This window comes from Sphingomonas sp. UYP23 (assembly GCF_054059235.1).
Genome location: NZ_JBSSBX010000001.1, coordinates 3,829,239 through 3,844,048, shown reverse-complemented (window position 1 = coordinate 3,844,048; position 14,810 = coordinate 3,829,239). Strand labels below are relative to the sequence as shown.

General features: G+C 63.9%; 14 protein-coding genes, 1 tRNA gene and 1 pseudogene. 9 read left to right on the top strand and 7 right to left on the bottom strand.

The annotated features are described in order from the left end of the window. Positions 1–26: 26 nt before the first annotated feature. The 4 genes from rpsA (at position 27) to ACVWYO_RS18930 (ending at position 4,033) form a co-directional block, all read left to right on the top strand. Positions 27–1,760, top strand: coding sequence for a 30S ribosomal protein S1 (gene rpsA / locus ACVWYO_RS18945; protein WP_133188650.1), 1,734 nt, complete (start codon positions 27–29; stop codon positions 1,758–1,760). A gap of 161 nt (positions 1,761–1,921) precedes the next feature. Further along, entirely contained in the window at positions 1,922–2,200 is a 279-nt protein-coding gene (locus tag ACVWYO_RS18940) for an integration host factor subunit beta (RefSeq protein WP_140849158.1), read from the top strand. Between the two features lie 43 nt (positions 2,201–2,243). After that, positions 2,244–2,329 (top strand) — tRNA-Leu (locus tag ACVWYO_RS18935). A 117-nt stretch (positions 2,330–2,446) separates the two neighbouring features. After that, the gene (locus tag ACVWYO_RS18930) at positions 2,447–4,033 is read left to right on the top strand and encodes a recombinase XerD (protein WP_457353439.1); all 1,587 of its coding nucleotides are present in this window, start codon (positions 2,447–2,449) and stop codon (positions 4,031–4,033) included. A 548-nt stretch (positions 4,034–4,581) separates the two neighbouring features. On the opposite strand, the gene ACVWYO_RS18925 is transcribed toward ACVWYO_RS18930, so the two are convergent. The 4 genes from ACVWYO_RS18925 to ACVWYO_RS18910 all read right to left on the bottom strand — a co-directional run bounded on the left by ACVWYO_RS18925 (position 4,582) and on the right by ACVWYO_RS18910 (position 7,182). After that, complete coding sequence (locus ACVWYO_RS18925; RefSeq protein ID WP_457353437.1) at positions 4,582–5,013, bottom strand: hypothetical protein; 432 nt, start codon at positions 5,011–5,013, stop codon at positions 4,582–4,584. A 217-nt stretch (positions 5,014–5,230) separates the two neighbouring features. After that, on the bottom strand, positions 5,231–5,701 hold the full coding sequence (locus ACVWYO_RS18920; RefSeq protein WP_457353435.1) for a hypothetical protein: 471 nt from the start codon (positions 5,699–5,701) through the stop codon (positions 5,231–5,233). 177 nt (positions 5,702–5,878) lie between these two features. Next, entirely contained in the window at positions 5,879–6,616 is a 738-nt protein-coding gene (locus tag ACVWYO_RS18915) for a hypothetical protein (RefSeq protein ID WP_457353433.1), read from the bottom strand. Then, positions 6,613–7,182 carry a recombinase family protein gene (locus tag ACVWYO_RS18910; protein WP_457353431.1) on the bottom strand — a complete coding sequence of 190 codons (570 nt, stop codon included), beginning with the start codon at positions 7,180–7,182 and terminating at the stop codon, positions 6,613–6,615. Before ACVWYO_RS18910 ends, ACVWYO_RS18915 begins: the two co-directional genes overlap by 4 nt. A 212-nt stretch (positions 7,183–7,394) precedes the next feature. On the opposite strand from ACVWYO_RS18910, the gene ACVWYO_RS18905 reads away from it, so the two are divergent. Next, positions 7,395–7,766 carry a hypothetical protein gene (locus tag ACVWYO_RS18905; protein WP_457353429.1) on the top strand — a complete coding sequence of 124 codons (372 nt, stop codon included), beginning with the start codon at positions 7,395–7,397 and terminating at the stop codon, positions 7,764–7,766. A 1,059-nt stretch (positions 7,767–8,825) separates the two neighbouring features. Then, positions 8,826–11,201 (top strand): hypothetical protein, encoded by a 2,376-nt coding sequence (locus tag ACVWYO_RS18900; RefSeq protein ID WP_457353427.1) that lies wholly within the window; start codon positions 8,826–8,828, stop codon positions 11,199–11,201. Between the two features lie 479 nt (positions 11,202–11,680). Here the strand turns inward: ACVWYO_RS18900 and ACVWYO_RS18895 are convergent, their stop codons facing one another. After that, the gene (locus ACVWYO_RS18895) at positions 11,681–11,980 is read right to left on the bottom strand and encodes a hypothetical protein (protein ID WP_457353425.1); all 300 of its coding nucleotides are present in this window, start codon (positions 11,978–11,980) and stop codon (positions 11,681–11,683) included. Positions 11,981–12,108: 128 nt separating this feature from the next. On the opposite strand from ACVWYO_RS18895, the pseudogene ACVWYO_RS18890 reads away from it, so the two are divergent. After that, positions 12,109–12,498, top strand: a pseudogene (locus ACVWYO_RS18890) (BRO-N domain-containing protein); the annotation flags it as partial. 112 nt (positions 12,499–12,610) lie between these two features. On the opposite strand, the gene ACVWYO_RS18885 reads toward ACVWYO_RS18890, so the two are convergent. Together ACVWYO_RS18885 and ACVWYO_RS18880 are read right to left on the bottom strand one after the other, a co-directional pair. Continuing rightward, positions 12,611–12,985, bottom strand: coding sequence for a hypothetical protein (locus ACVWYO_RS18885; RefSeq protein ID WP_457355143.1), 375 nt, complete (start codon positions 12,983–12,985; stop codon positions 12,611–12,613). Between the two features lie 389 nt (positions 12,986–13,374). Further along, positions 13,375–13,590 (bottom strand): hypothetical protein, encoded by a 216-nt coding sequence (locus tag ACVWYO_RS18880; protein ID WP_457353423.1) that lies wholly within the window; start codon positions 13,588–13,590, stop codon positions 13,375–13,377. Positions 13,591–13,794: 204 nt separating this feature from the next. Here ACVWYO_RS18880 and ACVWYO_RS18875 point away from each other — a divergent pair, with 204 nt between their 5' ends. Continuing rightward, on the top strand, positions 13,795–14,115 hold the full coding sequence (locus ACVWYO_RS18875; protein WP_457353421.1) for a hypothetical protein: 321 nt from the start codon (positions 13,795–13,797) through the stop codon (positions 14,113–14,115). A 5-nt stretch (positions 14,116–14,120) separates the two neighbouring features. Then, positions 14,121–14,807 carry a DUF2161 family putative PD-(D/E)XK-type phosphodiesterase gene (locus ACVWYO_RS18870; protein ID WP_457353419.1) on the top strand — a complete coding sequence of 229 codons (687 nt, stop codon included), beginning with the start codon at positions 14,121–14,123 and terminating at the stop codon, positions 14,805–14,807. Positions 14,808–14,810 lie beyond the last annotated feature (3 nt).

Below are 14,810 nucleotides of genomic sequence, written 5' to 3'. Positions count from 1 at the left end.
ACAATGATTTAGGATCTGATCCCTTTATGGCCACTCAGCCAAACCCAACCCGCGACGATTTCGCCGCCCTCCTCGAAATGACTCTCGGCGGTGCCGACAGCTTCGAAGGCCGCGTCGTCAAGGGCACCGTCACCGCAATCGAGAACGACCTGGCCGTCATCGACGTCGGCCTGAAGTCCGAAGGCCGCGTTCCGCTCCGCGAATTCGCGATGCCGGGCCAGAAGGCCGATCTCAAGGTCGGTGACGAAGTCGAAGTGTTCGTCGATCGCGTCGAGAACGTGCATGGCGAAGCGATGCTGTCGCGCGACCGCGCCCGCCGCGAAGCCGCATGGGACACGCTCGAAACCGAATTCGCCAAGACCGCACGCGTCGAGGGCGTCATCTTCGGCCGCGTCAAGGGCGGCTTCACGGTCGACCTCAACGGCGCCGTGGCCTTCCTGCCGGGTTCGCAGGTCGACATCCGCCCGGTGCGCGACGTCACCCCGCTGATGGACATCCCCCAGCCCTTCCAGATCCTCAAGATGGACCGCAAGCGCGGCAACATCGTCGTGTCGCGTCGCGCGATCCTCGAAGAGACCCGCGCCGAGCAGCGTTCGGGCCTCATCCTGTCGCTCGCCGAGGGCCAGATCATCGACGGCGTCGTCAAGAACATCACCGATTATGGTGCGTTCGTTGACCTCGGCGGCATCGACGGCCTGCTCCACGTCACCGATCTCAGCTACAAGCGCGTCGGCCATCCGTCGGAAGTTCTCAACATTGGCGACACCGTCAAGGTTCAGATCATCCGCATCAACAAGGACACGCAGCGCATCTCGCTCGGCATGAAGCAGCTCGAGAGCGATCCGTGGGAAGGTGCAGCCGCGAAGTACCCGGTTGGCGCCAAGCTCACCGGCCGCGTTACGAACATCACCGAATATGGTGCGTTCGTCGAGCTCGAGCCGGGCATCGAAGGCCTGGTGCACGTTTCGGAAATGTCGTGGACCAAGAAGAACGTCCACCCCGGCAAGATCGTCTCGACCTCGCAGGAAGTCGACGTCGTGGTCATCGAGGTCGATCCCGACAAGCGTCGCATCTCGCTCGGCCTCAAGCAGGCGATCAGCAACCCGTGGGAGGCCTTCGCAGAAGCGCATCCGATCGGTTCGACCGTTGAAGGCGAAGTCAAGAACGCGACCGAATTCGGTCTGTTCATCGGCCTCGACAACGACGTCGACGGCATGGTCCACATGTCCGACATCGCCTGGGGCGTTTCGGGCGAGGACGCGCTCAACCTGCATCGCAAGGGCGAGATGGTTCAGGCCATCGTGCTCGACATCGACGCTGAGAAGGAGCGTATCTCGCTCGGCATGAAGCAGCTCGAGCGTGGCGCTCCGGCAGCAGGCGGCGTCGCCGCCGGCGGCATCTCGGCAGCGGCATCGGGTCTCAACAAGAACGCCATCGTCACGGTCACCGTGCTCGAAGTCCGCGATGCGGGTCTCGAAGTGCAGGTTGGCGACGACGGCGCGACGGGCTTCATCAAGCGCACCGACCTCGGCCGCGATCGCGACGAGCAGCGCCCTGAGCGGTTCCAGACCGGCCAGAAGTTCGATGCAATGGTCACCGGTTTCGACCGTTCGAAGAAGCCGACTTTCTCGATCAAGGCGATGCAGATCTCCGAAGAGAAGCAGGCCGTGGCGCAGTATGGCTCGTCCGATTCGGGCGCGTCGCTGGGCGACATCCTGGGTGCAGCGCTCAAGGCGCAGGGCGCCGACGCAAAGAAGTAATAATTTGCGCGACGGCGGGGCGGTTTCCTTCACAGGAAATCGCCCCGTTTTGCTTTTTTCCGTCGTTTTCAACCTATCCTCGTGCTAGACTTGCTGTAGATCAAGCCGAAGCGGCCATATCGTCCCGATCGGACGGGGCTTGGGGGTAAGGAAAGCGTACGATGATTCGATCAGAACTTGTGCAGACACTGGCTGCCGAAAATCCCGATCTGTCGCTCCGCGACATCGAGGCTCTGGTCACGACCTTTTTCGATGAAATCATCAAACGGCTCGCCTCCGGTGGCCGCGTCGAGTTGCGCGGCTTCGGCGCTTTCTCGACCCGCGCGCGCGATGCCCGCACCGGCCGCAACCCGCGCACCGGCGAACTCGTCGATGTCGATGCAAAGCGCGTCCCGTATTTCAAGCCCGGCAAGGAAATGCGCGCCAATTTGAACGTCTGAGCGGGTTGACGCGACGCGTCGGGTGCGCTTGGACGAACCCCACGCGGACGTGGCGAAATTGGTAGACGCACGGGACTTAAAATCCCTCGCCCTCAGGGTGTGCGGGTTCGAGTCCCGCCGTCCGCACCAAGCACGACCTAAGGGGCTGAAAACCCTTAGGAATGGCTGATTGTCGTTGCTTTCTACCTCGCCAGGGCACAGGGCGGAGGTACAAAACCGGCGATGGGAATATTTATTTTAAGGCACGTGCAGAAACACCCCAACACAGGCCGCCTGAGCTTCCGCCGCGCCTATCCGGTCGAGCTGCGCCCGTTCGTTCCGCTGAGCGCTTCGGGTAAACAGGCGGTCGAGCTAAAGGTGTCTTTGGGCACCTCGGACGCTGCATCACCTCGGTTCCACGCCCAGTATGGCCCCGCCCTGGCCCGCTATAACGCCATCGTCGCCAAGGCCGCTAAGGTTGCCTCGGGGGCCTATGACCGCCTGGACGCCCCCACAATCGCCTTCCTCGGCAAAACATTTGAGGTTGAGTGGCTGGCGCGTGAAGAGGCTCGGCTGTGGGCGAAAGGTCCCGAAGGTGCCGAACGGATGCGCGGTGGCTGGAACTGGAAGCTTCCCGACTTTAAGCAGTGGCAGGCCGATGGCGACTCCGAGACGATCGAAGAGGAATGGACCGACTCGGCGCAGGCCCTCTTGTTATCTCAGGGGCTTACAGTCGCCCCGGACGACGCCGACGGCTTCACCGCGTTGTGTCGGGAGCTAAACGCCACCGCGATCCGGCTCAGTGACATCGCCCTGGCGAGGCTCGCAGGCCAGATAGTCGCCGCCCCGCCCCCTCCGGTGCCACCTGCCCCCAAGGCAAGCACTGAGGGCCCCGCAGTGCCTCTGTTGGCGACGTTCGACGCCTACGCCATTGCGGAGGAACTGGCCTACACTACCCGTAAAGACTGGCGGCAGTGCATCGTGGCCCTCGGGGCGTTCCTCGGACACGACGACGCCGCGCGGATCACCAAGAAGGACCTCCGCAACTGGGCGGACCATCTCCTCGCCACCAACGGTGTAAGGGGCAAGCCTCGTCTGCCAGTCACCGTGCGTGGCAAATACATCGGCGCCATCAAAGCCGCGTTGAATTGGGCGGTGCAGAAGGAACTGTTGACCGAGAACGTCGCGCTGGGTCCGATGGTCAAGGTCCGCAAGCGCGTCCAGTTACGCGAGCGTGCCTTTACCGCCGAGGAGGCCACCGCGATCCTTACGGCGGCTCTGGTCCCTGCAAACACCGGCATGTCCAAGGGGCACACCCTGGCCCGCCGCTGGATACCGTGGATCGCAGCGTACACCGGAGCCCGCGTTGGCGAGCTGGCGCAGCTCCGAGCCGAGGATGTCAGGAAGATCGACGGCTACTGGACGATCAACATCACACCGGAGGCGGGGAAGGTGAAGAACAAGGAGGCGCGGATCGTCCCGCTCCATTCGCACCTGATCGAGCAAGGTTTCCTGGCGGTCGCCACCGCGCAGGGCTCGGGTCCAATCTTTTACGATCCATCGCGCCAGAGGAAGCCGGGCCCCGCAAATCGACACATTGGCAAAGTAGGCGAGCGCATCGCACAATGGGTCCGCCAAGACGTGGGGATCACCGACGAGACGCTGCAGCCGAACCACGCCTGGCGTCACCTGTTCAAGGAAATGTCTTTCACCCACAATATAGAAGAGCGGATGATTGACGCCCTGCAGGGACACGCAGCCGACACAGAGGGCCGCAAGTACGCCAAGCCGCCCGTTAAGGCCCGAGGGGAGGCCATCGCCAAGATACCGCGCTTCGACCTTACCGGATCGTGAGCACGGCGGCTGGAAGTCCGCGTCGTAAGCATCCTAGAAGCGAGTCAACGCGGGACAGTCCGCAAAGGTAAATCCGGATCGGCACCCCGTGCCAACATCTTGATGGACTGAAGGCTCCGTTCTATGAATGTTCATGCCCAATACAGCGACGGTAGACCTTCTCGACCACCAGCTTGCAGACGCGGTTCTATTTGTCACCGATGTCGCACACCTGATTGGCGCCCTATCGACGGCGCCTCCGGCTAACACGTCCCCCGAGATTGTCTTCGAGTACGAACTATCGGCCGAAGCCCCCGCCCAGCGCTGCTGTTTCTGCAAGGGCCACACCCGCCACCGAAGGGGGTTCCTCGTGACCTTCGGGACGGCAGATCACTACTTGGTCGGAAGCCATTGCGGCCCCGCCCACCTCGACTTGGCGTTCCGAATGGAAACAGGGGCCCATTCAAAACGGCGAGACCGGCAGTCCGCAGTGCGCAGATTGCGGGACGTGGCCGCCACCACTTCGGCGGATTATCGAATGGTGCAATGCGCTACTCTTTGACAGCCAGCTACATGAAGTCGAAAAGGCTGGAGAAAGGTTCAAGGCTGCTGCTGGCGACGCTTATTTCCGCCTTCATGCTCTCGCCGTCAGACGCGGCGAACTTCGCGAGATGGTCACCGTCAGGGATCGGGCCGCCGAAGCGATGCGCGACGCCCGGCTCCCGCAAGGCCAATCCGGGACGCCAATCTATCGGGACGAGCCCGTCACTATCGGTCGACTGCGGGGGGTAGGGTTGTTCACGCCGGACCGTCTCAGGGCCGCAATCTTCGCCGCCAAGCAACAGGCGGAGACGGTCGCAAGTGTCGCCGCGAAGCCTACGGAGGCAGAAAACACCAAACGGCTGCGGAACATTGTTGTCGATTTTGACAAGGCCGTATCTGCGGCCAGGGAGGCGGCAATAGACCTCGCGCAAGTGCCCCGATTTTTTGATGTCGATCATCTCCGATTGGTTGAACGCTGGGCAAAAGATACCACCACAGACGCACTTCATTCGGATGCTGGGGGCCTTCTGCTTGGTGTTGGGTCGCAGCGCACCCTGCTTCCGAGGATGCAACCCGTCGACTTCCCCGAGTTCCCCAACGAGCCAGTGCTCCCCCTCCGCGTCCCATGACCTTCAGCGACATGCGTTGAGCGCTCCGCACCGCCGTGGCCAGTGATCAGCCACCGGCTTCGAAGGCTGCTAGGCGCTCAATCCAGTAGGTTCGATCATGCTCGGGGTAGAGCAACTGTCCCACTTGGGCGACAAGGTCATCGAGGATATTCAGGGCGTAAACCTCATCGGCGACACGCAAATCGCCGTCACCGCCAAGATAACGGAACGAGTGGTTGCGGTGCACCTCGGCCATCGTCTCTACCAGCCACTTTAGTTGCAGATTTTGGGGATGAAACCCCAGAGCGACAGCATGGCCAAGAGCTTTGGGCAGATCGTGGACGATGTCTTGCTTGGCGACCTTCATGTCCCCGCCAAGGTGGACGAACGCGGCCTTCAGCACGGTCTCAAGGGAAAACCCCAAAAGCAGGTAGAATGGCACGCACATGTGCACGGCAGCTCGGGCAGCACCTACAAGGGCATGGGCTGCACGAGCGTGTGCCCCGCCAGCGAAGAATAAGCGCTCGGCATCGTTCATCGGAATCGTGTAACCCCCCGGGGGCGGTGATAAGCGGTGTCGCTTTCCGCAGCTCTGCTCTCTCTTGCGAGCCATTTCCCCGACATGTCAACCTTGACACCGCAATTCGCCGTGACCCGCAGGAACCCTCAGGTTTTCACAGTCCCACCCGGAACGCCCAAGACGCCCTGCAGTCCCCTAAATGTCCATCTCGACCTCCAGCTCCCGCTCGGGACGCTCGCCGCGCTCCAGGGCTCCCACCAGCTCCCGAGCGGTGACGAGCAGGGCCCGCTGGTCCTCATCGGAGAGATCAAAGAAGAGATGATGTAGGGCCTTCAAATGACCGCGTGCGTCGGCGGCTAGCTCTTCGGCCAGCATCTCCTCGGGTTCCTCAGCGACACCGCCGCGCCACGGCTTGAACCCTTTCGGGAACTCGGTGGCCTCTGCCAGCTCGTGGCCCAACGCCCTTAGCTTCTTGCGCACCGTCTCGTGGCTGTAGCTGTGGTTCATCTCGGCGGCGATGGTGCGGGAGGACTTCAACACGCCCCGGCTGTCCAGGTGGTCCCCGGCAGCGATCATGGCATCGAACGCCTTCGCCTTGTCGGCTGGTGTCTGCCCCTTGCCGTGCGTGGTGTTCGCCAGCCGGGCCTCCTCCTGCGCTTCCGCAAGGCTCATCTTCGCGACCTGACCCTTGATGGTCTCACGGCCCGCCGCGTCGTGCGCATCCATACGGTGGAAGCCGTCCACCACGTACAGGGCCTTGCCGACCCGAGCGACCTTGATGGCCGGAAGGACCCCGCCGCTCTGCAAAACCTTTAGGAGCCGGTTAGCGTGGGCTCGATCAACGCCCTTGGCCCGCATCTGGAAGGACGGGTGCCGGTGCACTTCGCTCAGGACCAAGTCATGCGCCTGCCACTGTTTTCCCGCTTCGGTCACTCGCTGCTCCCCCCGGACCCAACGGCCCCAAGGACCCGATAGACCGAGGCACGCCCGATCCCCAGGCGCTTGGCGATAGCCGCAGGACCAACGCCTTCTGCCCGCAACGCCTGGACTTGGGCGACATCTACAGTCGGCTTGCGTCCCTTGTAGACGCCCGCCGCTTTGGCCTTCGCAATGCCCTCCATCTGCCGCTCGCGCCGTAGGGCCGTCTCGAACTGAGCGAACACCCCCAGCATCTGTAGGAACGCGGTGCCTGCCGGGCTCGACGTGTCTATGGGTTGCTCGGTGGCCCGCAGGAAAGCACCGCGCCCCTTCAAGGTGGCGACAAGGGCCTCCAGGTCAGCGACAGAGCGGGAGAGTCGATCAATCCGTGTCACCATCAACGTGTCACCGGCCTGCAGGAAGCCCAGGATGGTCTCCAGCTCCGCCCGGCCTGCCAGCGTCGTGCCGCTCTTCTTCTCCGCACGCACGATAGTGCACCCTGCCGCCCACAAGGCCGCCTCCTGGATCGTGCAGTCCTGATCGTCCGTCGAGGCGCGAGCGTAACCGATGATGCTTGCCATGGTAGAGGTGTATCCCGTCTCGCTGGGGTCCAGATGCCACCCTACTGGACGTCTCGCAATCTCCAGTCAACCCTAGCGAGACACTTATTGTGTATCGCGCCTGCGCCTCGCTGACGTATACCCCAACGGGACAGGCCCAAAGTGGCTTGAGGTCGCTTGCTGCGGACCCTGATAGCGTGGCAGACCGCACGGGAGAGCACGGGAGCGAACCGATGAGCGATGGAGCGGCACAAGGACGAAAGCGCCACCTCGGGGTCGGCACGCGCCTGGCGATCGTCGCCTCGGTCCTGTGGATGATCGGTGGCAGTCTGGCAATGTGGGGATGGATGTACCTAAGGTCCCTAAATGTGCTGTCAACGGCACTAACGCTTTGTAATAACTATACCGACTCGAACCGTCCGGCTTGCTACGAGCGTGCAGATGGTTTTCAGACGCAGGAAACATACAGCGCGGTGTGGGACTCGATTGAAGTTGCTGCAATCCTCCTCGCCCTGGCCTGGCTGGTCTTAGGCGGCGGCGGGCGGCTGGCGCTCAAGGTGGGCCGCTGGGTTGCTGCGGGGCGACGACAGGGCGACAAAGTCTAAGGGGAAAGCAGTAAACCCTAGTCCCTCCAAGTCCCTCGCTATCCTTACACCGCCATAGCTGTATTGCTCGTATGCCACACTGCTGAGTCCCTGCTCAGACGCCGGAAATGTTATCTAGCCACCTCGCGGCGATCGGACCGAAGGCCAATGTCCCCGCCGCCCGCAGACCCCCATAGTCCCCGCCCTTCACGGTCTGCCGCCCGCCCGCCTCGCTCTCCGACCTTGCCGAGACTGGCGGAAACGCGCGGTCGCGCAATGCCCTTTGTCATCTGGGTCCCCTTGGGGAGATGGCCGGGGGACCCTGGGCGAATGGTGGCCGCTCGCTCGAAACTGGCGGGTTCGCTGCGCCGCCGCCACCGCAACTCGGAGTCCGATGCACGCATCCCCCGCCCCGAGATAGCAGATACTGCCGCCCGATTATTTCGCCAGTAAAGCGCGGGTCCCATGCCGCCCCGTGGGTCCCCGCCAGTCCTTTCCGGGCATCCCCGACCCGCCGCCGCCCCGATCGTCACCGTAGGCGGCTATGGTCCCATACGGTGCCCACGCGGGTCCGTTTCGGACAGCGGGTCCCTTTCGCCGCGTGAGGTCTCCAGCCGGTCCAGCAAGGCTGCGGATGGGCGCTGCCGGGGTGGACATTCGAGAGAAAACCGGGTCCCATCTGGCCCTCCGGGAACATGCATTAAATCGTTTGTTATCAGCAGCCTGGGTTTAGTCCCACCTTAAAGTAGCCGCGAGAGTTCGCTTTACTGTTACCTCATGTACATCTGGTGGGCAATTCGCTCCCGGCTATACACATGTCATCCCCCCATCTCACTGTCAGACTTTGAGCGCCCGCCAGCGTCTCCAGGTCCATGACGCCTTGCGAGATGGGGGAAGCTCAACACGGCGTCTGGCGGCGCTGCTTCAGAGATATTCCCCATTCCAACCATCGATAAATACACGGTCCAGGGACCGGACGGCTCCACCTATGAGGTCGAGGCGCCAGAAGGCGCGACGCAGGCCGACATCATCTCCCACGTCACGACCGCAGCGACGGCCTCCCTCCAGAAGGGCGCCCGCATGTCCCATGAGGACGAGAGCGCCTACATCGCTAAGGCCCAGGACCCGAAGACCACCGCGTCCGACCTGATGAACTTCGCTCACGAGCGGGGTTTTGCAGTCACCCCGCAGGACGCTCAGTCCTTCATCGCCAAGCGCGGGGCGAAGGGCGCACTGGTCGGCAACAGCGTTGCCTACAAGGCCGCTCAGGGGCTCCCCACGCCACCTCCGAGCGCCTCCAGGCCCGCTGATGCCACTCCGTCCTTGGGGCGCTCAGCGGCCTCCGCAGCGGCCTCATTTGCAGACGGTGCGCTCCCCAACGCCAGCCGGTTCCTAGCAGGGGCAGGCGGTGCCGCAGGCAACGCGGTGCGATCGGCGACGGGCGGCGAAGAGTTCGACCCCGGCCTCTATTACCAGTCGGCAGCGAACGGCGTCACCGACGCCAAGGAAGAGCTGCAGCGCGATCACCCCGGCATCGCTGATGCGGCAGGATGGGGCGGCTTCGGCGCCTCCATGTTTGCCCCCGGCGCGACCGTGGCACGCGACGAAAGCCTCGGCGCCCACATGGCGAACGGTGCGGTCACCTCGGGCGGCTACGGCGCTGTCTCGGGGGCAATGAACGACACCGGGGACGGCAACGTCACCAACGCCGTGAACGGCCTGGGTATGGGCCTCACGGCAGGCGCTCTCGCCGCTCCGGCCTTTCGGGGCGCGGCGGCAGCAATGGGTTCTGCTCAGAACAGGGTTCCGGGCGTAGATGCCACGGCTCGTTTCCTCCAAAACCTCCCACGGCACGCTCTTAAGCAACCCCTGATCGCCCCCGAAGCCCGCGCCAACGCTCAGGCCGAACGGATGATCGCGGGGCAGATGAGAGGTGGAGATATTGACGCTGGAATGGGCGCCCCTGGGCTCCCGACAACTGCTGAGAATGTCGCTGCCGAGGTCGCCGCCCGGCAGGCCCGTGGCGTCCCAGCGATGCCCGGCGATGTCTCCGAGGACCTCCGGCATACGACCGCGTGGGCGCTTCAAGGTCGCGGTCCGATGGCGACCAGAGCCCGTGAGGCCCTCGGCGCCCGCCAAGCCCAGATGGGACAGCGGGTACGTGCACACGTCACCGACGAGCTTGGCCCCGCAGTGGACCCGATCGCCGCCGTGGCGGACATCCAACGCAACGCCTCCGCAGCGGCCCGACCAGGTTACACGGCGGCCTATGCGCAGCCGATGGTCGTAACGGACCAAATCGCCCGCACAATGCGCACCCCAGCGTTCCGAGACGCCCTCCCCCAGGCCGTCCGCAACATCCGCAACAACCCGAACGCGGCGCACGGTGGCGACCCGGAGGCCCTCGGGTTCCGCATGGGCGACGACGGCTCCCTGGACGCCACGCACGCCCTATCCACGGAGGGTTTTGACCAAGTCGTACGCGCCATGAATGACAGCCGTACTGCCGCCATGGATAGCTCCGGGATGTTCCCAAGGGACACGACCAACAGCGTTCATATCGGCAATCTCGCTCGCGGCCTCCGCAGCGGCATCGGCGAACACAACGAAGCCTATCGCGACACGGTGGCCCGCTACGGTGACGAAATGGGCATCAAGGACGGCATGGAACTGGGCGGAAAGGTCGCTTCTCAGACAGGACCGGAAATCAATGCGTACATGACCGGCAACGGGAACAACCCGATGTCCGGCCCGGCCCGTGAGGCCTACTCGGTCGGCGCCCGAACAGCACTTGCGGACACCGCGACCCAGGCGGGCCTCCAGCCTGCCGCGAACGCCACCCGCCCCGTGCGGCAGGCCCTGGGCCTATCGGGCGCTGGAAGCCTAGCGGCGCCAGGTGACGCGGTGAAACAACAGGCCGTAGAGACCATGTCGGGACGCCCCGGCGTGATGAACCGGCTGGACGATCGCCTGGAAGGGGAGGACCAAGCCCATGAGACGTTCAAGGCCGCTGTAAGTGCAGCCAAGCCGGAGCAACGCGCTCAGCTCAACGCGGCCCAGGTCGGCCATGCTCTCCAGACGGCACACCACGTCGCCACCGGGAACGTCGCGGGGTTCGTGACTGGTATCCTGATGGGCGGCGGCAATAAGCCCGGCCTTCTCCGCTTCAAGCGAGACGTGCAGGAACGGATCGCCGAGGTGATGACCGCAACGCAGCCCGCCGACGTGCAAGGACTGTTGGCAGCGGTGGAACAGCGAGCCCGAACGGACCAGCAGTTCCGCACCCGCCTGTCCCGCGCGGGAATCTCCGTCGCCAAAATACAGGCGATCCACGCGGCAGGCCAGGACACCGCCCCCATGAACTTCCAAAGGGAGGATGGACGGGTGTTGCTTGGCGAACACGAAGGCGAGCCGGTCTATGGAGACCTCGGGGTCCACTACCCGCCGAGCCACTGATCCGTGCCGACGCTCGACCCAACGGCCCCAGCCTGGACCGCAGATGGACGCCGTGCTGAAATCTTCAGCGTATCAATACTGGCGATGGAATATCCAATCGAAGGGATGCTCCGAGACAGCAAGGGCATTCGCTACCCATGTGCCTTCAATCGTGAGGGGCACGCCCGCCGCCTGCGGTCACCGCGAGACGACATAAGCAACTCCCCAGCCCAGTAGGTCGATCTGGGCGCCAGGAAGGGCCACACGGCACCGACCCGTCCCCATTGATGCTGATGTGCCACCGTCTGCCACACCGACTCAGCGACTCTCCTAACCCCTCTCAGGCGCCTCCCGTTCCATCGTGTCCCCGCAAGGACTTGAAGGGGCGGGAGGCGCTTCTTTTTTCCAGCAGAGACAATACGAGAATGTCTGATTGTGGTGGCTAGCGGAATGGCGGCTTCCGGAAATAGCTATAAGAAAGTCGACCTTCCGCACGGTGCCTACTCCGCTGTGCCCATCGCAGCATACCATGCTCGCTGGCCTGTCACCTCGTGAACCTCACGCCATTGTCGAAGCTGCATCCGCACTTCCCTCGCTACGGATTCACTCGCCAGGCGCATGTCCTTCGATGTTTTGATCGCCGGGCTGGACTCGAGGATCAGTGCGGTACACGCCGATAGAGCCCTGCACGCCTCGGCCGGCTCAAATGCAGAATGTCCATCGGCATCTTTCATAGCATCCACCATGGCGTTCATAATCGCTGTGATCAGGGCTGGACGGGTGTCGGGCGTTTCATTCACGGGACGTTTTCTCGCATAATCGGGACCATTTCGTCGGCTTTAACGCAGACGCCACCACTTTTCGCAATGTCGATGATGACGGCTTTCAGGCATCGATAGATCGGCGCCGAACGGCACCAATTAGGCGTTTGCCGCCCAAAAGCTTTCGGACGAACCGATACGGCGCTGCGATCCTCCCGGCCCTGCGGTCACCTGCCACCATCGCCCCGCTGAGCTTCCAGGGACACAAGGTCCGCCACGTCATGATCGCGGGTGACCCGTGGTTCGTAGCTGGGGACGTGTGCCGGGCTTTGGGCCTCGGGATGACGAAGGGCACGAACCCACATACGCAGAAGCTCGCGGCGGACGAGATGTGCGTTACAATGAAGGGTAGCCGGGGGGATGCCCCCATATCTGACAGGGGAGGCCTCTTTGTCGCCACGGAAAACCGCCATACTCTTCTGAGTGAGAGCGGCCTCTATAAACTCATTATGCGTTCCGATAAGGGGATCGCTCGTGCCTTCCAGGACTGGGTGACCCGTGAGGTCCCGCCGTCCATTCGGAAGACTGGTGGTTACCTCTTGACTGAAAGTGCCCGCGAGACAGCCGCAGTGGCCGATCGTCCTGGCGGTTTCCCCATGCCTTCGAGTTTCAGCGAGGCTTTGAGGCACCTTGCGGACGAAGTGGAACGGCGGGAGGTCGCATGGCCTCTAGGTCGCCCCGCGTCACCACAACGCGCTGCCAGTCCCCGGTGGAGTGGTCGAGCTGGTCGAGGGCCCAGAGGTCATCGCCGACGCAGGCGGCCCGGAGGTCGTCCAGTATCAAGCCTTCGATGCCTGCCCTGCCCTCCCAGGCCAGCAAGGCCTCGCGGTTCTCTTCGGCCACGATGACCCGGTGCATCTCGCCCGTTCCGTCGTCGCGCTGGTCGATCGCAAACAGGCCATCGCCCATGTTGTAACCTGCTGCGCCGTCAAGGAGCGCCAAGGGCATGGAGAAAGCAGGCAGTGCGGACACGAGGTTGGTCAAGGTAGGGCCCCCAGGGTTCCGAAGCGGTCATTTCGCTCGGTAGTGGCTTGCTTACACACGGCGAAAAGAGGTACAAGGGACGGGCCAAATGGTGGCAGGCCTATGGGGTCTAAAGCACGGTAATCTGCGGGGATTTGGGTGGTACTGTTCGAGTCCCGCCGTCCGCACCATTAGAGTATTGAAAACTACCGAACAGAGATGGTGCGTGGTCCATCCGCGGCCTGACCCCGCGGACAGCGCGGCCATCGTCGCGGACCTTCCGCTGGCGCGCAGCGTCGATCCCACACGGCCGGCACTCACCGTCGCGCCGTCCAGCGTCCCCGAAAGTGCTGCGGCGAAAGCCGCGCTCGACGACTTCACGGTGTGCGAAACCGGCCGCAGGCGTACGGCTAAACCCCAAAGCCGGCCGATCCATGATCGCCATTATCCGAGCGATCCCGGCCGGCGAGCACGTTCTCCAGGTCTTGCAGCGAGTGCGGAACGTCGAGAAACTGCGACCCGAGATAGAGGCGGCTGCCGTTCTCCTGCGGGACGGCATGGGTGAGCTTGTCGATGTCGACGAGCGCCTTGCCGGCTGGCAGAATCTCGATTTGTACAAAGCGCATGGCGATCTCCGTGGCGGGACAGCAGGGTCATAGCCCGTCTGCCTGCGGTCCGGCAGTCTTTTCCCGGGTGACCAACCGGACAGTCTGGACCGGGTCGGTCGCACGCACGCCGATCGGAACCCGGAACGGCGGAAAATCGCTTGCACCATAGCCGCGACCGGGCAGTAGGACGGCTTGCATATCTCGCAGTGTTGAGGAGTTCCCATGCGCGTCCGTATCTATGCCGGCTCGAACTGGAGCACCGCGATCGAGCATGGCGATTATGAATTCGATCTGCTCCCGGCGATCGGGCACAAGCTCGCGCTTGCCGCGGGACAGGCGTGGACCGTGGCCGTCGTCCGCGACATTGCGCACCGGATCGTCGAGGCCGACGAGGCCGCTGACATCGCGCTGCTGATGGCACCGTCGGTTGTCGGCGGCAGCCTGGACGAACCGCTTCCCCTCGCGCTGCTCGATCAGAATCCGGGCGCGACGAGGGCGAGCAGTGTCCCGCGCACCGCGAGCCCGTGGGGCAGCGACCGCTGAGCGACATGCCCCCAAGCGATGCCCCGCCGGCGGGCCTGAGCGAGACCAGCCTGTATCCCCCGGTCAAGGCGTTCCTCGAAGCGCTGGGGTTCACCGTCAAAGGCGAGATACGCGGCTGCGATATCGTCGCGGTGCGCGGCGACGAACCGCCGCTGGTCGTGATTGCCGAGCTCAAGCTGTCCTTCACCCTCGAGCTCGTCCTGCAGGCGGTCGATCGGCTGCGCGCGGCGGACCAGGTGTATCTGGCGGTGATCGCCACCCGCCGCGGCCGCGACCAGGATAAGCGCGTACACCGCCTGTGCCGGCTGATGGGGCTGGGCTTGCTGCTGGTCGACCTCAAGCTCGGCAGCGTCGTCGTGGCGACCGAACCCGGGCCATACAAACCTCGCGCGAACCTTCCGCTGCGCACGCGGCTGCTTAAGGAGCATGCCACCCGCAAGGGCGATCCGACGCGTGGCGGCTCGACGCGCCAGCCGATCATGACCGCCTATCGCCAGCGGGCGTTAGCCTGTGCGGGCGCGATGCGGTCCGGTCCCGTCCGCCCCCGCGACCTCAAGCATCTCGCGGACGATGCCGGCGCAATTCTGCTGCGCAACGTCTATGGCTGGTTCGAACGGGTCACACCGGGTGTCTACCAGCTCTCGGCAGTCGGCGCTGCCGCCGCGCCGGATGAGCCAGCATGCGACGGCTGATCG